The organism is Ruegeria sp. BG6 (assembly GCF_056538465.1).
Genome location: NZ_JBQFTB010000001.1, coordinates 694174 through 717429 on the forward strand (window position 1 = coordinate 694174; position 23256 = coordinate 717429).

General features: G+C 58.1%; 24 protein-coding genes. 10 read left to right on the forward strand and 14 right to left on the reverse strand.

Translation table 11 applies throughout. From position 1 onward, the window contains the following. Window position 1: 1 nt before the first annotated feature. Window positions 2–715: a GNAT family N-acetyltransferase gene (locus tag ACR0JW_RS03450; protein ID WP_170824582.1), complete on the forward strand. Its 714-nt coding sequence runs from the start codon at window positions 2–4 to the stop codon at window positions 713–715. A 2-nt stretch (window positions 716–717) separates the two neighbouring features. Here ACR0JW_RS03450 and ACR0JW_RS03455 read toward each other — a convergent pair whose 3' ends face one another. Continuing rightward, a complete protein-coding gene (locus tag ACR0JW_RS03455; protein WP_170824583.1) occupies window positions 718–1413 on the reverse strand; it encodes an SIMPL domain-containing protein in 696 nt (231 codons plus the stop codon). Between the two features lie 163 nt (window positions 1414–1576). Between ACR0JW_RS03455 and ACR0JW_RS03460 the strand changes: the two genes are divergently transcribed. Then, window positions 1577–3550: a hypothetical protein gene (locus ACR0JW_RS03460; RefSeq protein ID WP_480713581.1), complete on the forward strand. Its 1974-nt coding sequence runs from the start codon at window positions 1577–1579 to the stop codon at window positions 3548–3550. Between the two features lie 66 nt (window positions 3551–3616). Here the strand turns inward: ACR0JW_RS03460 and hppD are convergent, their stop codons facing one another. Next, entirely contained in the window at window positions 3617–4714 is a 1098-nt protein-coding gene (hppD, locus tag ACR0JW_RS03465; RefSeq protein ID WP_170824584.1) for a 4-hydroxyphenylpyruvate dioxygenase, read from the reverse strand. A 146-nt stretch (window positions 4715–4860) separates the two neighbouring features. On the opposite strand from hppD, the gene ACR0JW_RS03470 reads away from it, so the two are divergent. Then, window positions 4861–5316: an Lrp/AsnC family transcriptional regulator gene (locus tag ACR0JW_RS03470; RefSeq protein ID WP_170616139.1), complete on the forward strand. Its 456-nt coding sequence runs from the start codon at window positions 4861–4863 to the stop codon at window positions 5314–5316. Window positions 5317–5335: 19 nt separating this feature from the next. Then, the gene (locus tag ACR0JW_RS03475; RefSeq protein ID WP_170676656.1) at window positions 5336–7216 is read left to right on the forward strand and encodes a monovalent cation:proton antiporter-2 (CPA2) family protein; all 1881 of its coding nucleotides are present in this window, start codon (window positions 5336–5338) and stop codon (window positions 7214–7216) included. A 31-nt stretch (window positions 7217–7247) separates the two neighbouring features. On the opposite strand, the gene cobT is transcribed toward ACR0JW_RS03475, so the two are convergent. Next, a complete protein-coding gene (gene cobT / locus ACR0JW_RS03480; RefSeq protein ID WP_170676654.1) occupies window positions 7248–8261 on the reverse strand; it encodes a nicotinate-nucleotide--dimethylbenzimidazole phosphoribosyltransferase in 1014 nt (337 codons plus the stop codon). 79 nt (window positions 8262–8340) lie between these two features. Between cobT and cobS the strand changes: the two genes are divergently transcribed. Continuing rightward, the gene (gene cobS / locus ACR0JW_RS03485) at window positions 8341–9105 is read left to right on the forward strand and encodes an adenosylcobinamide-GDP ribazoletransferase (RefSeq protein ID WP_170676652.1); all 765 of its coding nucleotides are present in this window, start codon (window positions 8341–8343) and stop codon (window positions 9103–9105) included. On the opposite strand, the gene ACR0JW_RS03490 is transcribed toward cobS, so the two are convergent. The 6 genes from ACR0JW_RS03490 to ACR0JW_RS03515 form a co-directional block, all read right to left on the reverse strand. After that, window positions 9102–9869 carry a potassium channel family protein gene (locus ACR0JW_RS03490; protein WP_170676650.1) on the reverse strand — a complete coding sequence of 256 codons (768 nt, stop codon included), beginning with the start codon at window positions 9867–9869 and terminating at the stop codon, window positions 9102–9104. The genes cobS and ACR0JW_RS03490 overlap by 4 nt on opposite strands. Window positions 9870–9987: 118 nt before the next feature. After that, window positions 9988–10497 carry a CarD family transcriptional regulator gene (locus ACR0JW_RS03495; RefSeq protein ID WP_170616131.1) on the reverse strand — a complete coding sequence of 170 codons (510 nt, stop codon included), beginning with the start codon at window positions 10495–10497 and terminating at the stop codon, window positions 9988–9990. 282 nt (window positions 10498–10779) lie between these two features. Beyond that, window positions 10780–11118: a ferredoxin FdxA gene (fdxA, locus tag ACR0JW_RS03500; protein WP_170616129.1), complete on the reverse strand. Its 339-nt coding sequence runs from the start codon at window positions 11116–11118 to the stop codon at window positions 10780–10782. 66 nt (window positions 11119–11184) lie between these two features. Further along, window positions 11185–11550 (reverse strand): RNA-binding S4 domain-containing protein, encoded by a 366-nt coding sequence (locus ACR0JW_RS03505; RefSeq protein ID WP_170676648.1) that lies wholly within the window; start codon window positions 11548–11550, stop codon window positions 11185–11187. Between the two features lie 6 nt (window positions 11551–11556). Beyond that, window positions 11557–14364, reverse strand: coding sequence for a DEAD/DEAH box helicase (locus ACR0JW_RS03510; RefSeq protein WP_170676646.1), 2808 nt, complete (start codon window positions 14362–14364; stop codon window positions 11557–11559). A 21-nt stretch (window positions 14365–14385) separates the two neighbouring features. Beyond that, the gene (locus ACR0JW_RS03515) at window positions 14386–14955 is read right to left on the reverse strand and encodes a tetratricopeptide repeat protein (protein WP_480440189.1); all 570 of its coding nucleotides are present in this window, start codon (window positions 14953–14955) and stop codon (window positions 14386–14388) included. Window positions 14956–15024: 69 nt separating this feature from the next. Here ACR0JW_RS03515 and ACR0JW_RS03520 point away from each other — a divergent pair, with 69 nt between their 5' ends. The 4 genes from ACR0JW_RS03520 (at window position 15025) to ACR0JW_RS03535 (ending at window position 18428) form a co-directional block, all read left to right on the forward strand. Continuing rightward, complete coding sequence (locus ACR0JW_RS03520; protein WP_170616121.1) at window positions 15025–15315, forward strand: SCP2 sterol-binding domain-containing protein; 291 nt, start codon at window positions 15025–15027, stop codon at window positions 15313–15315. Then, window positions 15315–16292, forward strand: coding sequence for an alpha/beta hydrolase (locus ACR0JW_RS03525; RefSeq protein ID WP_170676645.1), 978 nt, complete (start codon window positions 15315–15317; stop codon window positions 16290–16292). Before ACR0JW_RS03520 ends, ACR0JW_RS03525 begins: the two co-directional genes overlap by 1 nt. Before the next feature lie 82 nt (window positions 16293–16374). Beyond that, window positions 16375–18195 carry a M3 family oligoendopeptidase gene (locus tag ACR0JW_RS03530; RefSeq protein ID WP_170676643.1) on the forward strand — a complete coding sequence of 607 codons (1821 nt, stop codon included), beginning with the start codon at window positions 16375–16377 and terminating at the stop codon, window positions 18193–18195. Continuing rightward, complete coding sequence (locus tag ACR0JW_RS03535; protein ID WP_321253511.1) at window positions 18192–18428, forward strand: hypothetical protein; 237 nt, start codon at window positions 18192–18194, stop codon at window positions 18426–18428. The genes ACR0JW_RS03530 and ACR0JW_RS03535 overlap by 4 nt, the downstream gene beginning before the upstream one ends. 8 nt (window positions 18429–18436) lie before the next feature. Here the strand turns inward: ACR0JW_RS03535 and ACR0JW_RS03540 are convergent, their stop codons facing one another. From ACR0JW_RS03540 to ACR0JW_RS03560, 5 genes are all read right to left on the reverse strand, one after another. Continuing rightward, on the reverse strand, window positions 18437–19333 hold the full coding sequence (locus ACR0JW_RS03540; RefSeq protein ID WP_170676641.1) for a DMT family transporter: 897 nt from the start codon (window positions 19331–19333) through the stop codon (window positions 18437–18439). Window positions 19334–19352: 19 nt separating this feature from the next. Further along, window positions 19353–19622 (reverse strand): DksA/TraR family C4-type zinc finger protein, encoded by a 270-nt coding sequence (locus ACR0JW_RS03545; RefSeq protein ID WP_480713582.1) that lies wholly within the window; start codon window positions 19620–19622, stop codon window positions 19353–19355. Between the two features lie 66 nt (window positions 19623–19688). Further along, window positions 19689–20663 carry a Gfo/Idh/MocA family protein gene (locus ACR0JW_RS03550; RefSeq protein ID WP_170676637.1) on the reverse strand — a complete coding sequence of 325 codons (975 nt, stop codon included), beginning with the start codon at window positions 20661–20663 and terminating at the stop codon, window positions 19689–19691. Window positions 20664–20872: 209 nt separating this feature from the next. Then, complete coding sequence (gene rpoH, locus ACR0JW_RS03555; RefSeq protein WP_170676635.1) at window positions 20873–21775, reverse strand: RNA polymerase sigma factor RpoH; 903 nt, start codon at window positions 21773–21775, stop codon at window positions 20873–20875. Between the two features lie 142 nt (window positions 21776–21917). Further along, complete coding sequence (locus ACR0JW_RS03560) at window positions 21918–22955, reverse strand: RluA family pseudouridine synthase (RefSeq protein WP_170676633.1); 1038 nt, start codon at window positions 22953–22955, stop codon at window positions 21918–21920. Between ACR0JW_RS03560 and ACR0JW_RS03565 the strand changes: the two genes are divergently transcribed. After that, window positions 22954–23256 (forward strand): DUF6476 family protein, encoded by a 303-nt coding sequence (locus tag ACR0JW_RS03565; RefSeq protein WP_170676632.1) that lies wholly within the window; start codon window positions 22954–22956, stop codon window positions 23254–23256. The two genes, ACR0JW_RS03560 and ACR0JW_RS03565, sit on opposite strands and share 2 nt — an antisense overlap.

Here is a 23256-nt window from a genome sequence, read left to right on the forward strand (position 1 = left end):
CATGGCAACCGGTAGCGAAACGAACGACCTTGGCCAGCCAATTGGCTGGCCCGTCTCGAGTGACTTCCCGCGTCCGACACCGCCTTACACACCGATGCAAGGAAGGTTCTGTTCCGTTGTACCGCTAGATATCAACAGGCACGCGCCCGGTTTGTACCGGGCGTTTGCAAACGACGCGGACGGCCACAACTGGACCTACCTGCCCTACGGACCCTTTGAGTCCGAAGCCGCCTTTGTGGAATGGGCCCAGAACAATTGTTCCGATGCCGATCCTATGTTTCACTCGGTTCTGGATGCCAATGACGTCCCGGTCGGCATGGCCTCGTACCTAAGAATCACGCCCGCTGCCGGATCGATTGAGGTCGGGCACATCCACTTCTCGCCCCTTTTGCAGCGCAGGCCGCAATCGACCGAGGTTATGTACCTGATGATGCGCCGCGTTTTCGACGAGCTTGGCTATCGCCGCTACGAATGGAAATGCGATGCGTTGAATGCACCGTCACGACGCGCGGCCGAACGCCTTGGGTTCACTTTTGAAGGCGTGTTCCGGCAAGCGACCCACTATAAGGGGCGCAATCGTGACACGGCATGGTATTCGATAATCGACAGCGAATGGCCACGCATCCGAAAAGCCTTTGAAGCCTGGCTGCTGCCCGAGAATTTCGACGCTGCGGGCAAGCAACGACAACCGCTGCAAGCCCGCGCAGAGGTCTGACTTTATTCGGAAATTTCGAATTCTATCAACACATTGATCGAGATTGAAACCTCGCCGCCGGCAACCGGAACGTTGCCCGCTTCGGCCATGCTCATCTGGCGCATATGTGGCATGGGCTGCACACCACCGCCCTGTTCGTCAATTGACTTAACTGGACCAAGTGTCACGCCCGCGGCCTGCGCCAGTTGCTCGGCCCTGGCGGTTGCCTCGGCGACAGCTTGCGCTCGGGCTTTTGCTTCAAGCGGCTTGGGATCCTGAACATCGAAACTCAGGCCGCCAAAGTCATTGGCACCGTCCTGAATGACCGCATCCATGATCTCACCCAGCTTGGTCAGGTCACGCACCCGAACAAAAACCCGGTTCGACGCAGAAAAACCTGTGATTTCCGGGTTCTGCCCCGGCACGTTGTTTCGGTTGGACCAGACCGGCGAAAGGGACAGATCGCGGGTTTGCACATCGCGTGCCTCGATCCCTTTTTCGTCCAGTCGCGACAGAATTCTGGAAACCGCGTCGGATGTTGCCTGCATCGCCACCGAAGCCTGCGTATCCTGGTTTGTGACACCCAATGTAATGGTCGCCATGTCGGGTGTGGCCTGAACGGTCCCTGCCGCGCTGACGGTGATGCGACGTTCTTCCGCATGGGCCGCGCTTGCCGCCGTCATTGCCAGCATGGCGGCCAGAAAAGCAAATGTCTTCAAGGTGATCCCTCCAATTCTTGCTGTCTTAAGATGGGGTGACCGGGCGCTCTCGTACAAGAGGTGACTTGGCTTTTTCTTTCCCTCGGCGATATCCTGCTTTACTGTCGTGCTGCGAACGCAATGTCGTTTGCATTGACGATGACAATTATGGTTCTTCGGAGTTATGAAACCCGCTTTTGCGTTATCATTTTCTGCCGACGGAATTTCCCTGCATCACCATTCGGATGACGACTGGTTCTGCATTGGCACGGTTCCGCTGGATGCGCCGGATTTCCCGGATCGCATGCAGGCGTTGCGCGACGCGGGTTTTGCGCTGGAAAACGACCTGAGCTGCAAGGTCGTGATTCCGGAAGACCAAATCCGGTTTCTGACAGTCGAAACCGAAGAACCGGACGCGGACGATACTGGGCAGAAAGTACGCGATGCACTGACCGGGGCCACCCCGTATGCACTGGACGAACTGGCATATGATACAGCGACAGACGGACAGCAAACCCACGTCGCGGCAGTGGCAACGCAAACTTTGGACGAGGCCCGGGAGTTCGCAACCCAACACGGGTTCATTCCTATCGTGTTCAGTGCAGAAACTGGCCCAAACCCTTTTCCGACCGAGCCCATATTCTTACCTCGGGACACCACAGAACTGCCCGCTGCACCCGAACCGGCCGATACGGCGCAAGAGCCGGAAGAAGAAGCGGAATCGAACACTTCGGTCCATGCTATAGCGGCGACCGATGCCCCGATTGCATTTCGGGCGCAGACCGCGCCAGGCGCAGAGATTGGCACTGGCGCGGCAGATTTAGGTGAAGCCAAACTCTACAAAGCTCTGGCATTGGTCGCAGGCGTTCTTGCAATCGCCATCGGTCTTTGGTTCCTGACCGGATCCGAAGACGAAATCAGCCCAGAACCCGTTCTGGCGCAGAGTGTTCCGGACGAAACGGCGTCCCCAAGTGTGCCAGAGCAAGTACTGGTTGAAGAAGCCGCGGAACAGGAAAGTGATATTGCCGAAGTCGCTGTCACTCCACCCCCGGTGGAAGAAACGTCAGAACCGGACACAGAGCGCTCTGAATTCCCCATCTCTCCGCCTGTGGTTGAGGAAAAATCCGAGCCGACCGCGACGGATCTTGCTATTCTCGAGGCGTTGGACGTCATCCCAACACCCGTCGAGCAGGTGGCCCGTGATCCTCAGGCGCAACAGGAACTGCAATCCCAGACAGGCGTCGTCCTGACCGCGCCCGAAGCGCTGATCCCACCCCCCGCGGTGCAATCCGACGACCTGTATCTGTCATCGCTTGATCCATCGAACCTTTCGCATGACGCGGTGGCGCTGCCTGCGGCTGAAAAGTTTGACACTGATCAGCCATTCGAACAGCCCGCTGCACCCAGCGGCGCGGGAACACGGTTTGTACTTGATGAGCGGGGTTTGGTTACCCCCACGGCCGACGGTACACTGAATCCGGATGGGGTCATGGTTTTCCTCGGACGACCGTCTTCGGTTCCGCCCGCAGTCCCGGTTCGCTTCGAACAGGAACCCATCGTCGAAGAGGGCAATGACAGGCTGGCTGGGCTGCGTCCGAAAATCAGGCCAGTTGATCTGGTCGAAGGGTTCGAGCGCCAGCAGCTGGGTGGTCGGACTCGGGACGAGTTGTCCGGGCTGCGGCCGAAATTGCGGCCAAAATCCCTGCAGGAGCAACCTCAGATTGATGAAACCCCGACCGCGTTGGCGGTCGTTCGGGTTCCGCGCCCCAAATCCCGCCCGGCAGGTCTGGCTGCGGCTTCCGCGCCGAAGGCAACCACCACGTCAGCCAATCTGGGATCAACGGCCGCCATCGATCAAAGCAGTGACGATGTCGGATCGTTTGCGGCAAAATCCGTTGCGCCCAAAATTCCGAGCCGGGCTTCTGTCGCCCGTCAGGCCACTCTGGACAATGCCATCAACCTGCGAAAGCTCAACCTGATCGGAGTCTACGGTTCGCCAGCGAACCGCCGCGCCCTGATCCGGCTGCCCAGCGGCCGCTACAAAAAGCTTAAGGTCGGCGATCGGCTGGATGGTGGCCGTGTAATCGCGATCGGGGACAGTCAGTTGCAGTACCAAAAGAAGGGACGCAACGTGACTTTGAAAATGCCCCGCAGTTAACAGCCAAAATCGAACGGGAAAAAAACACGCGCGCTGACACGCCAGCGCGCGCTTTATTTAGTCGCGTCAAGCAGCTGAAATCTCGCCACTTTCTATCTGTTCGCGCTCAATGGATTCGAACAGCGCCTGGAAGTTTCCTTCGCCGAATCCGTCGTCACCCTTGCGCTGGATGAACTCGAAAAAGATCGGTCCGATGACAGTCTTCGAGAAGATCTGCAGCAGGATCCGTGTCTCACCTCCGTCGACGACACCTTCGCCATCAATCAAGATGCCGTGCTTCATCATCCGGTCCAGGGGTTCGGAATGCCCCGCGACCCGGTCCGTGGACATGTTGTAGTAGGTCTCGTTCGGACCCGGCATGAACTTCAGCCCCTTTTTCGCAATCGCGTCGGTTGAATCGTAGATGTCCTCACTTCCCACTGCGATGTGTTGAATGCCCTCACCCTTGTATTTCTTCAGGTACGAAACGATCTGGCCGGTCTCGCCTCTGTCCTCGTTGATCGGAATGCGGATGCGGCCACAAGGCGAAGTCAGCGCGCGGCTGTAAAGACCCGTAAACTTGCCCTGGATGTCAAAGAAGCGGATCTCGCGGAAATTGAACAGGCTTTCGTAGAACCGGAACCACTTGTCCATATTCCCCTTGTAGACATTGTGCGTCAGGTGATCGAGGTAATAGAACCCGTCACCGCGGGGTTTGGATTGCTGCGTCCACTCGAACTCCTCGTTGTAGGGCGACGTGTCATAATACTGATCGACGAAGTAAATCAGCGAGCCGCCAATCCCCTTGATGGCCGGCACGTTCAGTGTTTTGTCGTCGGCGTCGTAAGGCTCGGCACCTTTTGCAACGGCGTGCTCATAGGCCTTTTGGGCATCAACCACGCGCCACCCCATTGCTGGCGCGCACGGTCCATGTTCGGCGACAAACTTGGCGGCAAAGCTGTCGGGGTCCGAGTTCAGGATATACGTGACATCGCCCTGCTGCCACAGTTCGACGCCGGGCTTGTTCTTGTGGTGCCCGACCCTTTCAAATCCCATCTTGGAAAACAGGTCGCGCAACTCCTGCGGTTCTGGATGCGCGAATTCGACAAACTCGAAGCCGTCGGTCCCTGCCGGGTTTTCTTTGCTGATTACGGATTTCGGTGCGTTGTGCGGAAAAGGTCCCATGGCGGGTCTCCTAAAAAACAGGAATTTCTTTGCTGATTCTAAAATACGTCTTAATTGACGCTGTTTCTGCGCATAATTTTCGTGTAAACTAGCTGTGTGTGCGCGATTTACGCACCAAAGACAAGAAAAACGGGGCGAATCCGCATATGTTGGATGCCATGGACACACGCCTGCTGTCTGCGCTGCAAAAGAACGCGCACCTGACGGCACATCAGCTGGGTGAAATGCTCAACCTGTCAGCCAGTCAGGCAGGGCGCCGCCGACAAAGGTTGGAGGCGGAAGGATACATCACCGGCTACGCCGCACGTCTGGACCCGTTGAAACTGGGACTGCACGTGCAGGGTTTCGTGCAGGTTCATCTGGGCACGCACGGCCCCGAGCAATCTGCCAGCTTTGCCCGCATGATCGATGCGCGGCCCGAGATTACAAGCGCCTGGACGATGACAGGAGAGGCAGATTATCTGTTGCACATATTCTGTGATGACCTTTCCGCGCTCAACCGCTTGCTTCATCAGGTGATACTGCCGCATCCTGCCGTTGCGAGGGTGCAAAGCCAGATTGTAATGGATCAACTCAAGCGCGACGCACCCCTTCCGACCTGACCGGGACACGAGGACAAACATGGACGATTTCCTTTACCAGGCAACGATCTATCTGGCGGCGGCAGTTATTGCGGTGCCGTTATCAGCGCGTCTGGGGTTGGGTTCTGTACTGGGGTATCTGGCGGCCGGTATCGTGATCGGGCCCATTCTGGGGCTGGTCGGTGCTGAAACCGAAAGCCTGCAGCATGTAGCCGAGTTCGGCGTCGTCATGATGCTGTTTCTGATCGGGCTCGAGCTTGAACCGCGCGCCCTTTGGGATATGCGCGACAAACTACTGGGGCTGGGCGGTCTTCAGGTCGCAATGTCGACGGCGGTGATCGCCAGTGTTTCGATATACGCAAACCACCCGTGGACCGTGGCATTGGCGGTTGGTCTGACCCTTTCGCTGTCGTCGACGGCTATCGTATTGCAGACCTTGTCGGAAAAGGGGCTGATGCAGACCAATGGCGGGCGGGCCACATTCTCGGTTCTGCTGACACAGGATATTGCGGTCATTCCGATCCTTGCGATGCTGCCGTTGCTGGCCCTTCCGCGCGTTCCGCACCTTGAAGGCGACGGCTCTATCGACCGAGGCAATGTCGATGCGCATGGCGCGGCCCATCACAGCCTGTCCCTGGTCGAGGGCTTGCCGGGCTGGGCGGTCACGCTGGTCACGCTCGGCGCCGTTGCTTTCGTCATTCTGGCGGGTGTCTACCTGACCCGTCCCCTGTTCAGATTCATTCACGCCACCCGCCTGCGGGAAATGTACACCGCACTGGCCCTTATGATCGTTGTGGGAATCTCATTCCTGATGACGCTGGTTGGCCTGTCGCCCGCTTTGGGCGCATTTCTGGCCGGCGTGGTTCTGGCCAGTTCGGAATTCAGACACGAGATGGAAAGCGATCTGGAGCCGTTCAAAGGTCTGTTTCTGGGGCTGTTCTTCATCACAGTCGGTGCCGGGATCAACGTGGGCTATTTCTTCAACGATCCATTTGACCTGATCGGGCTGGCGCTGCTGGTGATCCTGGTCAAAGGGATTATCCTGTATATCGTCGGACGTGCCTTCAAGCTTCGCGGGCGCGATCACTGGCTGTTCACTCTGGGTCTGGCCCAGGCTGGTGAATTCGGTTTTGTCCTGCTGGCCTTTTCCACGCAGCAGAATGTCATCCCCACCGATCTTTCCCAGAAACTGCTGATGATCATCGCCCTGACGATGCTGATTACGCCGCTGCTGTTCATCATCTACGATCAACTCTCGCGCCGCATTGGCGATGTGCGCCCGCAGCCGGAACCGGACGAGATTGACGAAAAAGGCCCGGTTATCATCGCAGGCATAGGCCGCTTTGGCCAAATCGTAAACCGGCTGGTTCGGGCAAGTGGTTTCAAGACGGTCGTTCTGGACCACGACATCGACACGGTGCAGTTGATGCGCAGGTTCGGCGTCAAAGGGTTTCTGGGCGACCCGACCCGCCCCGAGCTGCTGCGCGCGGCAGGGATCGAAAAGGCATCCGTTCTTGTCGCGGCCATGGACGATCACAAGCAGGTCACGCGGCTGGTTGGCTACGCAAGGCGACAACGCCCTGACCTGCACATCATCGCCCGTGCCTATGACCGCAACCACGTTTATGAGCTGTATCAGGCCGGTGCGAACGATATCGTCCGTGAAACCTTTGACAGCTCACTTCGTGCTGGCCGCTACGTTCTGGAGAACATCGGCCTCAGCGACTATGAAGCGGCACAGGCGGAACAGACATTCTATCATCATGACCGGATGTCGGTGCGCGAGCTGGCCGAATTGTGGATACCGGGCATGCCGACGGCCGAGAACAAGAAATACATCGAAAGGTCGCGCGAGCTTCAGAAGGAGCTGGAAACTGCGCTTTTGGAGATGGCTGAAGAAAACGCCAAGAAGTCTGCCTGACCCAGGCCCCTACCCGGGTCAGATACAGCGTTTAGCCGTCCGAGACACCGGCCTCGGCAAACGTTGCCATGCCCGAATGACAGGCGACGGCGCTTTTCAGGATGTTGATAGCCAGCGCACCACCCGACCCCTCACCAAGCCGCAGGCCCAGGTTCAACAAGGGTTCTTTGCCAAGCCGCGCCAGGACCGCGCCATGCGCGCCCTCGGCGCTCTGGTGGCCTGCAATTGTATGGTCCAGCGCCCCTTCGGTCACGTCCGCCAGACACGCAGCAGCCGCAGAGCAAATGAAACCGTCCAGAATAACCGGAATCCGCAACACACGTGCCGCCGCGATGGCACCGGCCATGGCGGCAATCTCGCGCCCACCCAGGCAGCGCAGGATATCCAGCCCGTCGCCAGCCTGACCATGCAGGGCGACACCTTCAGCGACCACCCGGGTTTTGTTGGCCAGACCCGCATCATCAACGCCGGTGCCACGCCCGGTCCATTCGGCCGCCTCGCCTCCAAACAGGGCGCAGGCAATTGCGGCCGCCGGAGTTGTGTTGCCAATCCCCATCTCGCCAACCACCAACAGATCCGCCGTTGGATCGACCGCCTGCCAGCCTGTACGCAACGCTGACAGAAGCTCTTGCTCATCCATTGCCGGCGCTTTTGTGAAATCCGCAGTTGGCGTGTCCAGATCCAGCGCGTGTACGTTCATCGTCGCACCAGCCGATTTAGCCAGCTGGTTGATCGCCGCACCGCCATGCTGAAAATTCATCACCATCTGAACGGTCACTTCAGGTGGAAATGCTGATACGCCTTGCGCCGTAACACCGTGGTTTCCGGCAAAAACGATCACTTGAGGCGCGGAAATCTGCGGCCGGGCATCCCCACGCCATCCCGCATACCAGATCGCCAGATCCTCGAGCCGACCCAGCGCGCCCGGAGGCTTGGTCAGTTGGCCGTTGCGCTCGGACGCGCCAGTTGTTGCAGTTTCGTCCGGGCCGGGTGCAGAGCTCAGCGCATTCCGGAAAGTTTTCAGGTCGGTAAGTTCGGGCAGCATCGAAAGCCTCGTTGCATCAGAGTGGTCCTGTGTGTTTAACCGAAGCATCCAGACCAACAAGACCCCGAAAGGCGCGGGAGTGCTCAAAAACGACACCAAACTCATTTCCGGCTGGGATATACCCCTGGCTTTGGTGCTTCTGACCCGCCTGCCCGTTCCCCGGCTGCCGGATCATGTATTCGCGCGTCAGGCTCAGGCTGCGTGGGCTTTCCCGATTGCAGGGCTGGCCGTCGGAATAATTGCCTGTCTGGTGGGATGGATTGCCATCTCCCTGAACGTGCCGGCCCTTGTCTCTGCCGGGTTGCTGGTGGGAGTTCTGATTGCAGCAACCGGCGCAATGCACGAAGACGGGCTGGCAGACACCGCTGACGGGCTTTGGGGTGGGTTCACCCGGGACCGGCGGCTTGAGATCATGAAAGACAGCCATATCGGCACCTATGGTGTTCTGGCACTTTTGTTTTCACAATTGATCCGGGTGTTTGCTGTCGCATCCCTGCTGACGGCCGGAGGGATCAGCGCCATCCTGACCGCATGTGTGATGTCTCGTGCGATGATGCCCGTTTTGATGGCCATCTTACCAAATGCCCGTTCATCCGGACTAAGTCACTCTGTAGGTCGCCCCCGTTTGATGAGTGCAATTGCAGGCCTGATTGTTGCTTGTGCAGTCTCTGTGGCGCTGATCGGTGGCTCTGCCTTTTTCCCGGCACTTTGCGCGGCGCTGATCGTCGGCCTGTTGGCAATCGTCGCAAAAGCAAAAATCGGCGGTCAGACCGGGGATATTCTAGGCGCGGCGCAGCAATTGGCCGAGGTCACGATCCTTGTTGCGTTGATCGCACGGATTTAGGCGACACCGCCGGTTTCAATCCGCAACACCTCACCGCAATGTTTGCAATGCACGGCATCCGGGTCGTGCCGGTAAAGTCCACAGTTTCGGCATTTATGCCTGACTTTCTGGGGCATGAATATCGCCTGCGCCAGCCGCACGAAAAGTGCGACACCGACCACCATGATGAAAACCGAGAACAGCTTGCCCCACGGTGTCGCCAGCGTGATGTCACCAAATCCTGTCGTCGTAAGCGTCGCCATTGTGAAATACAGTGCGTCAATGTATGGCGTCTGGCTGGTTTCCGGGATGAAGTAGACCAGAACTGCCGTCGAGGTCACAAACACAAAAACCAGCAGGTTGATCGCAGCAATCACTGCGTCTTCATGCGTTCGAAAAAAGGGGCTGTCGCGTCGCAGGTCGCGCAACAGATGATAGGAATGGATCAGACGTAGCGCGCGCAATATTCGAAGGAAGGCTAGGCTGCCGGTGAGGAACGGATCCAGGATCAATGACAGGATCACGACGATATCGGCCAGCGTGTAAATCTTGCGCAGCAGTCTTTTGCGATCCTTCGAAATCCAGAGCCGCGCCGAAAAATCCATAAGGATGATCAGGCCCACAATCATACTGACCAGAGTGATGCCGGGCCCATGACCGCCATGTGCGGTGGCAACAAAGAAGATGATCGTAGCAGCATCAAACAGGATCAAGGTATACCTGAACCGCACCGATATCGGGTCTTTTCCGATATAGAGGAACTTTATCGCTTGCTTTACCTTCACTGCCTATCCCCCTTTGTTCAGGGCAAAATTACTCTCAAACCCACCGGGGACCAAGCAGCAGAATAAAAAAAGGCCGCCCCCGATGAGGGACGGCCCGAAACCTGGTAGCCGATTGAGATCAGGCGGCACGCGACATCAGAACCTCGTCGACTTGCTTGGCAGCCGAAATCTCTCCATGCCCGGATACTGCGGCGACTTCGCGGGTCAGACGCTCGAGCGCGGCTTCGTAAAGCTGCCGCTCGGAATAGCTCTGCTCGCGCTGGTCATCGGTACGGTGCAGGTCACGAACCACTTCGGCGATCGAAATCAGATCGCCCGAGTTGATCTTTTGTTCGTATTCCTGCGCCCGGCGTGACCACATGGCGCGTTTGACCTTGGCTTTACCCTTAAGCGTCTTCATCGCCTGACTGATCACGTCCGGCGAACTCAGCGAGCGCAGACCGGATTCGGTGACCTTGTTGGTCGGAACCCGCAGGGTCATCTTATCTTTCTCGAATGAGATCACGAACAGCTCGAGCGAAAACCCCGCAACGTCCTGCTCTTCGATCGAGATGATCTGACCCACGCCGTGCGCAGGGTAGACAACGTAATCGTTAGGGCGGAACTCAAGCTTTTTCGATTTTGACATTCACTTTTTTCCTTCGTTGCGGACCGGGGTACAGACAACAAAAACACCACCACAGGGCACATCTAAGCCCCGTCTGGCGGCGGTTGTGTTGAAAACTCAGAACTCCAAAGCAAGCATACTTACGGAGCGCACCCCAATCCCGATCATCATGTAGGGACGTAGTATACCACAAAAAAGTGGCATCTGAAAGCTTACGCCGGGGAAATTTCGAAAAGCTGCTTGGGAATCAGAAGGATATCCCTCTATCTTTACAGTTTCCCACCAGATTCCAGGACGAATCGTTTAACCGCCCTCACCCGGCGCTTCGGAGAAGTACTTCTCCATCTTGCCTTCTTCCCCATCACGTTCTTCAGCGTCTGGCAGGGGATCTTTCTTGGTCACGATCACCGGCCACTGCTCGGAGTATTTGCGGTTGAACTCGACCCATTCTTCCATACCCGGCTCGGTATCGGGGCGAATGGCGTCGGCGGGGCATTCCGGTTCGCACACGCCGCAGTCGATGCATTCATCTGGGTGGATGACCAGTGTGTTCTCGCCCTCGTAGAAACAGTCCACCGGGCACACTTCGACACAGTCGGTGTATTTGCAGGCGATGCAGTTCTCGGTGACAACATAGGTCATGGCGGCGTTCCCGTTTGCGGTTTGGGCGTCTAGCTAATTCAGTATGGCTTGCTCTTCAAGTGAGGATCAGCATTCCGGAGGTCGAGAAAGATCAAGTGCGCGCCGATCTTTCTTGGTTGGACGACCTTTTCCTTCAAAACCCGGATTACGCGGTGGTGCGTTCTGCTTTTCGGTCAGGTCCGAGTACAGCGTTTGCGCCTCGGGTGCCGGTCCACGCCGTTCGCCCAGTTTTTCGACACGTACGACGCGCACGATACGCCCCTGAGTGAACGTCAGAACGTCGCCGGGGCCGACCGAATGCGCCGGTTTCACCACGCGATTTCCGTTTACCCGCACGTGACCGCCGCTGACCTGTTTGGCGGCCAGGCTGCGGGTCTTGAAGAACCGCGCCTGCCACAGCCATTTGTCAATCCGCAGCCGGGCCTCGGCCATCTCGGGTCAGTTGCCGTCCTTCAAACCCATCAGCGCAGCTGCAAACGGGTTGTCAGGATCGATCGCCTTTTCCTTTTTCGGAGGACGGGAGGAGAAAGTCTTGGAGCCTTGCGGCTTGCCGCCTTTCTTGCCGTGTGGTTTTCCACGGCCTTCCTGCGGTTTGCCACGCGGCTTGCCCTTGCCCTGACCCTGCTCGCGGCGCGGACCACGGTTCGGCTGCCGCTGACGACCCCAGGTAAAGGTGTAGAATACTTCGACCTCCGGCTCATCCGAAGCAGGTGCCTCGACTGCCGCCTCAGTGCTTGTCGCGGCCTCGGCCGGCGCCTCGGCGGGTGCTGCAACTTCTTCGATTGCCTCTTGGGGTGCGGACACTTCTTCGGCGACAGGTTGCTCGGCTGCAACTGTCGAAGGCAGTTCTGTTTCGACAGCCGCCGGTTTGACCTTCTCACGTTCGCCACGCACGGCCTTGTAGCCCAGCCCCTGCATCAGGTCAGCGAACTGTTCAAGCGTCATACCGGTAATCGAGAGCATGTCGGGTTTGGCTTCGAACCCTCCCCGGCTGTCTTCTGCACGCAGCATGTCGGCCAGACGCTCCAGCATGTCGATACGGATCGAACGCTCGCCGGCATCCCTGTATCCGCACATTGTGTCGTACCCCTCGGGCGCGCCCTTGGCGACAGGCACGGTGACCAGACCCGGAGGAGGCGCTTCAGGAAACTCCTGCAATCCGCTGGACAGGGCCCACAACACCAGTCGCAGACGCGTCGGTGCGGGTTTCAGCAGAAGCGGCATGAAGATTGTGAACTGTCCAAACCGAATGCCGTGCTTGCGCAGCGCGCCACGGGCGTCCTGATCCAGATCCTTAACCTCTTGCGCGACGCCGGCACGGGGCAGCACACCCAAGGCTTCGACCATGCGGAAGGCAAACCCCTTGGCCAGACCTGACAGTTCTTCGTCGCGCGACAGGTTAAGCAGCGGTTCAAACAGCGCCGCGACCTTGCGGTCGATGAAGTGCTGCAAACGACGCTGAACCTTCTGCTCCACATCCGGTCCCGCAGCCTCATCCACAAAAACCTCGACGACCGGCTTGAGAGGCTCCGCCCCGGCAACCAGTTTGCCAACGGCGTATTCGCCCCACATCAGGCCGCCCTGATCTGTGTAATCAATTTCAGTATCGGGCGCGTTGTAGAAGCGGTCGGCTCGCAGATGGAATTGCGGCGCGAGAGCTTGCAGGGACGCCGATTTCAGAGCTTTCGCCTCGGTTCCTTGCGCGCTTTTGTCCGGGATAAACCGGAACCCTTCCAGACGACCGACGAATTCGCCTTCGACGGTCACTTCACCCTTGTCATTTACTTCGGCCAAAAGGGCCTCCTTCTGTTTGAGCCGGCGCAACAAAACGGATGTGCGCCGGTCCACAAATCTTTGAGTCAAACGTTCGTGAAGAGCGTCCGACAGCCTGTCTTCTACAGTGCGCGTTTCCTCGCGCCAATGGGATTCGTCACGTACCCAACCGTTTCGTTGCGCAACATATGTCCATGTGCGAATATATGCCAACCTTTTGGACAGCGCATCAATATCTCCGTCGGTTCGGTCGATCCGGCGGATTTGCCGCGCCAGAAAGTCATCCGGGATCGTTCCACGCTCGTGCAGGTGGTTGTAGATCACCTCAAGCAGACTTGCGTGCTCGGCATGACTGATGCCACGAAAGTCTGGAATTCGGCAGACATCCCACAGCAAACGGATCGACGGACCGTCGCTGGCGCGTGCCGAGACCTCCGTCACTTGCGAGAGAGATTTCAGCACGTTCAGGTCGTCGGCGGGCCGCGCCTTAATCAGGTGTTCGTCGTTTGGGCTGACCTCCAGCGAGTCGATCAGCGCCTCGACCGAGCCGAACCGCAAGGCGGCATTCCGCCAGTTCAGCTTTTTCATCGGCGTGAAACGGCTGTCCATGATCGCCTGCGCCACACCATCATCTAAAGGCGGGGCCTCACCCGTTACGCCGAACGTGCCGTCGGACATGCCGCGCCCTGCCCGGCCAGCGATCTGGGCCAGTTCATTGGGCGCCAAGGGTCGCATCCTGCGACCGTCGAATTTGGTCAGGGACGAAAACGCCACATGGTTCACATCCAGGTTCAGACCCATTCCGATGGCATCGGTGGCGACCAGATAGTCAACCTCGCCATTCTGGTATAGCTCGACCTGTGCGTTGCGTGTACGCGGGCTGAGCGCCCCCATAACTACCGCTGCACCACCCTTTTGACGGCGCAGAAGCTCGGCGATCGCATAGACGCTGTCGACCGAAAACCCGACAATGGCACTGCGCGGTGTCATGCGGCTGATCTTTTTCGAGCCGGAGTAGACAAGCTGCGACAGCCGCTCGCGGCGGGTGAACTGTGCTTCGGGCACCAGCGCCGCGATCGGACCGCGCATCGTATCTGACCCTAGAAACAGCGTCTCACTTGTCCCGCGTGCGCGCAGCAGGCGGTCCGTGAAAACATGGCCACGCTCGGGATCGGCGCAGAGCTGGATCTCATCAATGGCCACAAAATCCGCGCCCATGCCTTCTGGAATCGCCTCGACCGTGCAGACCCAATATTGCGCACGCGGTGGCACGATCCGTTCCTCGCCCGTGACAAGGGCCACGACGGAGGGTCCACGGACGGCTACGATCTTGTCATAGACCTCGCGCGCCAGCAGACGCAGCGGAAGACCGATCACACCAGTCCTGTGACCCAGCATCCGCTCGATCGCGTAATGGGTTTTACCTGTGTTTGTCGGGCCAAGAACGGCCACGATTCGGGAAGACCCGCTCACCTTTGCCCCCTGCCCCGGACCTTACAGCGCCTTGCCTTCGATCTGAGGCTTTAGCCGATTCACGGCATTGGTTACTTCTTCGTGATGGGGATGTATAGACAAAGCGCGGGAATAGGCCTCGTACGCTTTTTCCGGCTGATCCAGCATTTCGAAGATCAGACCCAGGCCATAGATGGCTTCGTATTGGTTGGGGTTCAAGGAAAGTGCATGTTCCAGATCAGCCGCCGCCATACCAAAGCGCTCGATACCGAAAAATGCCGATGCTCGGGCGTGCCAGCCTTCGGCGAACTGCGGTGCATGGTCGGTTAAAGCTGTCAGGTGTTCAATCGCCGCCTTGACGTCTCCGTCCTCCAGCGCCTCGCGCCCGCGCTCCAGCAACAGATCCGCCGAGGCCGACCCGGATTGCGACCAGAGCGACTGCAACTGGCGGTCAATGCTGATCGCCTGCCGGGGCGTGGACTGTGCCAGTTGCTCCAACAGCACGGATTCGTCCTTGGAGTCGGCTTGCTGGGCCGCGCCAATGGTAGAAAACACCATCAGTGTTGCAAGTGCCGCGACGATACCTTTGAGATTGTGGTTTGCAATGCTCATAACATTGTTCAGTGTAGCGTTGCGACCGGGGATGTCCATTCTCGGCGCATAAACAATATGAGGAAGATCATGAGCGAGATTCTTGAAAAGGCCGCAGCCGCGCTGAATGAAAAACTGGCGGGCGGGGCTTTTGATGCTTCGGCGAAATTCGCCATCGCAGATCTGGGTTCGATCGTTCTGGATGCAGACGGCGCGCGTGTCAGCGACGAAGACGCCGACGTGACCCTGAGCGCGGATGCTGATACATTCGAGCAGATCCTCAGCGGTGACCTGAACCCGACCGGCGCGTTCATGTCCGGCAAGCTGAGCGTTGACGGAGACATGGGGATTGCCATGAAACTTGCCTCGGTGCTGGCCTGATGGATTTTTCGCCGGCCCCTTTGTTTGAAGCTGTGGCCGGCGCTCCTGCCGGTGGCAAGGCCCATTGGCTGGAAACTTCGGATACCAAACGCATCCGTGTCGCGCATTGGGTGCCTGAAGACAGTGCAAACGGTACTGTGCTGATGTTTCCGGGACGCACGGAATATATCGAAAAATACGGAAACGCGGCCGGAGAGTTCACAAAACGGCACTTTGCCTTCCTGGCGATAGACTGGCGCGGTCAGGGACTGGCGGATCGCCTTCTGGACGACCCCCGGATCGGACATGTCGCGAAATTTCCGGATTACCAGAAGGACGTCCGCGCCGTTCTGGACATGGCAACAGAACTGAACCTGCCAAAGCCCTGGTACGTGATCGGCCATTCAATGGGCGGTGCCATAGCGTTGCGGGCGATTATCGAGCAGAACTGCTTTGCGGCCTGTGCCTTCACCGGCCCAATGTGGGGCATTTACTTTTCCACAATCATGCGGCCGATCAGCTGGATGACGGCCTATTGGGGGCCAAAATTCGGACTGGGCGAGAAAACACCTCCGACCACGACATTGGACAGCTATGTCACCATTCAGCCCTTCGAAGACAATATGCTGACCCGCGATCCGGATATGTACCGGATGATGCAGGATCAACTGGCTGCGCATCCGGAAATGGCGCTTGGGGCGCCGTCGACAATCTGGCTGCGCGAGGCGCTGACGGAATGTGATTGGCTGATGAAACAGCCTGCGCCGGATGTACCATGCCTGACGTATCTGGGCGGAAACGAACGGATCGTGGATCGTGATGCCATCCGGGCCCGAATGGCCAACTGGCCCAAAGGCAAGCTGATTGAAGTTCCCGAGGGCGAACATGAGGTCATGATGGAATCACCCGAAGTTCGGGGACCGGTTTTTGATCAACTTGCCGCGCATTTCAGGGCCAGTCAGCCAAACGCCGCACCTAATGCTGCTTTACAAAGTTAAAAGCCGATCCGTCGCTCTGGCCGCTTGTGATCCCTGCCGCCCGCGCCTAGATGTTTCCGAAAGCAGAACATCGAGGTGATCCATGCGCGACCTTCCCTTTCCCGTCCGTGACGCAAACGCTGTCGGCGGGGCTGACAATCTGGGCAATTTGCCGGAATGGGATCTGAGTGATCTGTACAAGGCGGAAGACGCACCCGAGATTGGCCGTGATCTTGAGTGGCTGGAGAAAGAATGCGCCTCCTTTGCCTCGGACTACGAAGGCAAACTGGCTGATCTGGATGCGGGTGAGCTGCTGCAATGCGTGCATCGTAACGAAAAGATCAATGCAATTGCCGGCCGCATCATGTCCTTTGCCGGTCTGCGCTACTATCAGCTGACCACGGATGCCGAGCGGGCCAAGTTCCTGTCGGACATGCAGGAAAAGATTACAATCTTTACGACACCGCTGGTGTTCTTCACGCTGGAAATCAACCGCATCGACGACACCGTGCTGCGTGCCCATTTTGATGAAAGCCCGGATCTGGCGCGTTACGAGCCGGTTTTCCGCCGTATTCGCGCGATGAAGCCCTATCAGTTGTCCGACGAGCTGGAAAAATTCCTGCACGATCTGGGCGTTGTCGGAGACGCATGGGAGCGCTTGTTTGACGAGACGATTGCCGGCCTCACATTCACCGTGGATGGCGAAGAGCTGAATATCGAAGGCACCCTGAACCTGCTGACCGAACAGGACCGCAACAAACGCGAGGCTGCGGCACGGGAACTGGCTTCGGTGTTTCAGGAGAATGTCAAAACCTTTGCCCGGGTTCACAACACGCAGGCTAAGGAAAAGGAAATCGTCGACCGCTGGCGCAAAATGCCCACCGCGCAAACCGGGCGTCATTTGTCGAACGATGTCGAGCCTGAGGTTGTCGATGCCCTTCGCGAAGCGGTGGTCGCCGCCTATCCCAAGCTAAGCCATCGCTACTACGAACTGAAACGCAAGTGGCTGGGTCTGGACGTGATGCAGGTTTGGGACCGCAACGCACCCCTGCCGATGGAAGACACGCGCACCGTGAACTGGGCCGAAGCCGAAAAAACGGTAATGGACGCTTACAACGCGTTTGACCCGCGCATGGGTGAGATTGCTGCGCCATTCTTTTCGAAAGGCTGGATCGACGCCGCCGTGAAACCGGGCAAAGCCCCCGGCGCCTTTGCCCACCCAACAGTCACCGACGTGCATCCTTACGTGATGCTCAACTATCTGGGCAAACCGCGAGATGTGATGACTCTGGCGCACGAACTGGGCCATGGCGTACATCAGGTGCTGGCCGCAGGTCAGGGCGAAATGCTTTCGTCAACACCTCTGACCCTGGCCGAGACCGCTTCGGTGTTCGGCGAGATGCTGACCTTCCGCAAGATGCTGGATCAGGCCGAAACGCCAGAACAGCGCAAGGTGCTGCTGGCCGGTAAGGTCGAGGACATGATCAACACCGTCGTCCGCCAGATCGCCTTCTACGACTTCGAATGCAAACTGCACGCCGCCCGCCGCGAGGGCGAACTGACACCGGACGACATCAACGCCCTTTGGATGAGCGTTCAGGCCGAAAGCCTTGGGCCTGCGTTCGAATTCATGGATGGGTACGAGACCTTCTGGGCCTATATCCCACACTTCGTCCACTCACCGTTCTACGTCTATGCCTATGCGTTCGGCGATGGCTTGGTGAATGCTCTTTATTCCGTTTACGCCAGCGGCTCGGAAGGGTTCGAGGACAAGTATTTCGAAATGCTGCGTGCCGGCGGATCGAAGCACCACAAGGAACTGCTTGCACCGTTTGGCCTTGATGCCAGCGATCCCAAGTTCTGGGACAAGGGCCTCTCCATGATCTCTGGCTTCATTGACGAACTTGAGGCGATGGAGGGGTGAGCACCCAATCCACAGGGCGTTGGGCCGCATTGAAGGCGCGCCTGCGCCCTGCCATGAACCGAATTCGCCGAACCGTGCCACGTGGCTGGCGGATCATCGTGGGCATCCTGCTGATACTCGGCGGTGTTCTTGGGTTTCTTCCCATTCTGGGCTTCTGGATGATCCCGTTGGGCATCATGGTGGCGGCAATGGACATCAACCTGTATCGGCGATGGCGCCGCAAATCTCGCTAGGTTTTTCCCTAGTCTTTCTCATTTGATTTGGTCGTGAGGAATATGGCCAGGACGATCAGCGCAGCGCCTATTGCAGCCAGCGGTGTGATGGCCGCCCCCAGAAACAGTGCTGAGTTGATGAAGGTGAACACCACAGAAGCGGCGAACATCAAAGTGGCCGTGAGGGTCGAAACCCGCGCTGCCGCTTCGTACCAAAGGTAGTAAGCCAACGCCGTTGGTAACACACCAAGAAGTACCAGAAAAACAACATCGTTTGCTGTCGGCATCTGAATTCCGAACAGGGAAAGCGGCAACAGAATAACGCCTGAACAGATGAATATCCCAAACAGGAAATTCAAACGTTCAGGCGTAGTTTCAGAGGCTCTCATAGCCCGGCTGCTGGAAATCAGGAACACGGCCCAGCTTAGGCCTGCGCCGATTTCCATCACATCGCCAAGCAGAGGCTCTCCGCCACCTTCGAAATCCAGGTAGACCGTCAGAAAAACGCCAAAGATCGCCAATACCGTCGCGAGAACTTCGGTCCGGCCAACTGGTGTGTCCGCGAAAAAGTAGAGAAACACCAGAACGAAGAAGGGCGCTGTGTTTTCCAGCACCATCGCGTTGGCCGCGCCGGTATGCTCCAGTCCGATGTGGAACAGAATGTAGTTCACCACCGTCGACAACACAGCCAGACGGAAATTCCAGTCCCCAAACCGGATCGAAACTGACGCCCCCATCGCACGCAACATGCAGTAGATTGCGAACGCGGCGATGAACAACCGCGTCGTGGCGATCTGCATTCCACCCAGATCACTGGTCAGATAGCGAACGATAACGCTGTGTGTGCCCCACAAGAACGCAGCCAAAAAGCCAAGGACCAGACCGTTTTGCAGGAGGGATACGTGCTTGGCAGAGTTGTCTTGCAAGGGGCCGCTCCGCTGGGGCTTACTTCAGCTGACTGTCTTTTGACCCGCGCCGGTTGATGCCGCTGCGGGCTTTGAACGCCCCGTCACGTTCCTGCTGACAGTCCAGACACAGTTTCACCCCCGGGATCGCATTGCGCCGTTTCTCGGGAATTGGCTCTTCGCATTCAGCACAATGGGTCAGGCTTTCACCCAAAGGGCGTTTTTGCGCCTGCATCCGTGCAAGCTCATCGGATATTGACGCCTCAATCTGTTCACTTACCGCGCCATCGCGCGCCCAACCACCAGCCATAGGGCACCTCCTGAATGGGTACCCGGCAGGCTAACCGAGGCTCGCCATGGTAAGCAAGTGGGTGGATCAGAGCGGTACGGCTTGACTGAAAACCTGATCGATCATCTGTTGCGTTCCCCGCGAGAACTCAAGTGGGCATGGGTAGTCAGCCCCTTCCCGAACAGACCGGCAGAACGCTTCCACCTGGAGTTTGTAGTGATCATCCGCCGGGAAACGCGTAACCTGCACTTCCAGCCCCGGGCGATGCAATTCGACACGGGCCTCGCCAAAGACCCGGGCGTTGAATGGCGCTGTCAGCCGGATCACGCCGCCTTCGCCATGAAATACCATCTCCTGATGCGGGTGCATGCGGATCGAAACATAGCTGGAATAAGTAAAGTCAGGGAATTGCGCCCGGATTTCCGTAAACGTGTCGATACCGTCCTGCCAGCGAATTGCCGATTGTACCGAGACAGGCTCTTGCCCCGTCGCAAAACGTGCGCCGCCGATAACGTAGACGCCAATGTCCCGCAATCCACCACCCCCCGTTTCCGCGCGATTACGGATGTTCGTCGTGTCCGCCCGGTTGTCGAAGCTGAAGGCCCCGGTCACATGTGACAGCTTTCCGATCGCCCCGTCGGCAATCAACCTTTTCGTGAACTGCCACTGAGGGTGGTGCACGATCATATAAGCTTCGGCTGCTAACAAACCGGTCTGATTCCGTTTTCCGATCAGGGCGTCGAATTCTTCGCCCTTCATGGTCATCGGCTTTTCGCACAACACATGTTTTCCGGCATCAAGGGCTTTCAGGCTCCATTCGACATGCAGGTGATTGGGCAGCGGGATGTATACCGCGTCAATCTCAGGATCCGAGAGAAGCGCATCGTAGCTGTCATAGACCGCCAGATCCGGGCAGAACTGCTGAAACGGCTCAGCTTTGGCAGGGTCTGAGGTTGCCAGCCCCGACAGTCTTGCCCCGTCTGCGGCATGAATGGCAGGTGCCATAAACTGCCGTGCGAATTTGGCGGCACCCAGAATGCCCCATTGAACCGGCTTTTGCATCGTGAACTCCGAATACTGTCCTGCTGAAATGTTGCAGCCTCGTCGCAAGGCTGGGTTCAGCCTGTGTCGGTGTACCTTTAGCAGTGAATCACACCCAAGTCAGGCAAATCCAGCCATTTTCTAAGCTGCAGAATTCGAAACCGGGGCCTGCAGCGCGGGCACGAAAAAACCGGCCGGAAAATTCCGGCCGGTCCGCTAAGGCTGTCCGGTCAGCTGTAGCTGTTTCCAAGCATGCCCTTTTCACGGGCCAGCTCGCGCATCTTTTTCTGCAGCTTCTCAAACGCCCGGACTTCGATCTGGCGAATGCGTTCGCGGCTGACATTGTACTGCGTGCTCAACTCTTCCAGAGTCACGGCCTGATCCATCAGGCGCCGCTGGGTCAGGATGTCCTTCTCACGATCATTCAGCACGTCCAGCGCAGCGCCCAGCAACTCGCGGCGCGCTTCCAACTCGTCGCGGGCTTCGTAGTCACCGGCCTGGTCGGCATCTTCATCCTCAAGCCAGTCCTGCCACTGCATGGTACCTTCGCCTTCGGACCCAACGGTCGCATTCAGCGAGGCATCCCCACCGGACATGCGGCGGTTCATGCTAATGACTTCCTCCTCGGTCACGCCCAGATCGTTGGCGATCTGCGCAACATTTTCAGGACGCAGGTCGCCTTCTTCCAGCGCACCAATGCGGGCCTTCGCCTTGCGCAGGTTGAAAAACAGCTTTTTCTGCGCCGAGGTGGTGCCCAGTTTCACCAGCGACCAGGACCGCAGGATATATTCCTGGATCGAGGCGCGGATCCACCACATCGCATAGGTCGCCAGACGGAATCCTTTTTCCGGATCAAAACGTTTCACGGCCTGCATAAGGCCCACATTCGCCTCGGAAATCACCTCGGCCTGCGGTAGGCCATAGCCGCGATAGCCCATGGCGATCTTGGCCGCCAGACGCAGATGCGATGTCACCATCTTATGCGCCGACTCGGTATCCTGTTCTTCCACCCAGCGCTTGGCCAGCATGTATTCTTCTTCCGGCTCAAGCAGGGGAAACTTGCGAATTTCCTGCATATAGCGGTTCAGGCCACCCTCAGGCGTCGGCGCGGGGAGATTTGCGTAATTTGCCATGTTCATGTCCCTCCGACAAATGTTTAAGTATTTAACATAGGATATGGGTAAGGAACCCTGCCCATTCAAGAGGTGCTGCTAACAGTTTGAGATTAAACTTTGATAAAGGAAAGATAAGAAACTCTTACTCACAGGGGTTTGCTTATTGTGTCAGCGGCGCGCGCAGCCGTTCTATCAGGCTTTCCATATCATTCGGCAAGGCCGCTTCGAACCGCAGGTTTTCGCCACTGACCGGGTGTTCAAACCCCAAAACCGCGGCATGCAGTGCCTGACGCGGAAAAGCGCGGACAGCCTCGGCCGTCGCCGGATCAAACGCGCGGGCGGCCAGTTTGCGCTTACCGCCATAGACCGGATCGCCGACCAACCCGTGGCCCGCATGTGCCATATGCACGCGAATCTGATGTGTACGACCGGTTTCCAACCAACACTCGACCAGGGACAGAGACGCGGGCGCGCCAAATGTTTCGACGACCCGGGCGCGCGTGACAGCGTGGCGGCCGCCGTGAAAGTACACGGCCTGCTTTTGCCGGTCCGTCTTGTGCCGGGCCAGTTGCGTGGTCAGGCGCATGACATTGCCCGGTTCGAAACTGACACCTTTGACGCCGCGCAGGCGTGGATCGTTGGCGTCCGGCACTCCGTAACAGATCGCGCGATAATAGCGCTCGACACTGTGCGCTTCGAACTGCGCCGCCAGACCGTGATGCGCCGCATCCGATTTGGCGACGACCAGCAACCCGCTGGTTTCCTTATCGATGCGATGCACAATGCCCGGACGCCTGACACCGCCGACGCCGGACAGATCCGTGCCGCAATGAAACAGAAGCGCGTTCACCAACGTGCCGCTGGGCGAACCCGGTGCCGGGTGAACGACCATGCCCGCAGGTTTGTTGATCACGACCAGATCCGCGTCTTCGTAAATGATGTCCAGCGGGATGTCTTCGGGGCCGATATGACTGTCTTCGGCTTGGGCAACGGTTACAACGATCTGCGCGCCTTCCGTGACTTTTGCCTTGGGATCGGCCACCACGACACCATCGACCTGCACCGCCCCCTCGTCGATCAGACGCCCCAGGCGTGTACGGGACAGGTTTTCTTCCGCTGGCACATCCCGCGCAAGCGCCTTATCAAGACGTGGCGGCGGAGCGGCCGCGATCTGAAACTCAATCTGCCGGGTGCCCATGACTGTCCCTTCCGAACCCCAAGAACCGCAGGAAACGCCCCAGCTTAAGCTGCTGCGGCGCATGGTCATGTTGTTGACCGTGGTGATGATTGGCGGGGTTCTAGTGACATTCGCGCTGATTGTCATCCGGCTATCGGACCGCACCCCCACCCTGCCCGACCAGATCGAACTGCCGGACGGCGCCAAAGCGCAGGCCGTGACCATCGGAAAAAACTGGTACGCGGTTGTAACGGATGACAACCGGATATTGATATTCGACAAGACAACCGGGCGACAGAGGCAGGAAATTTTTGTCGAATAG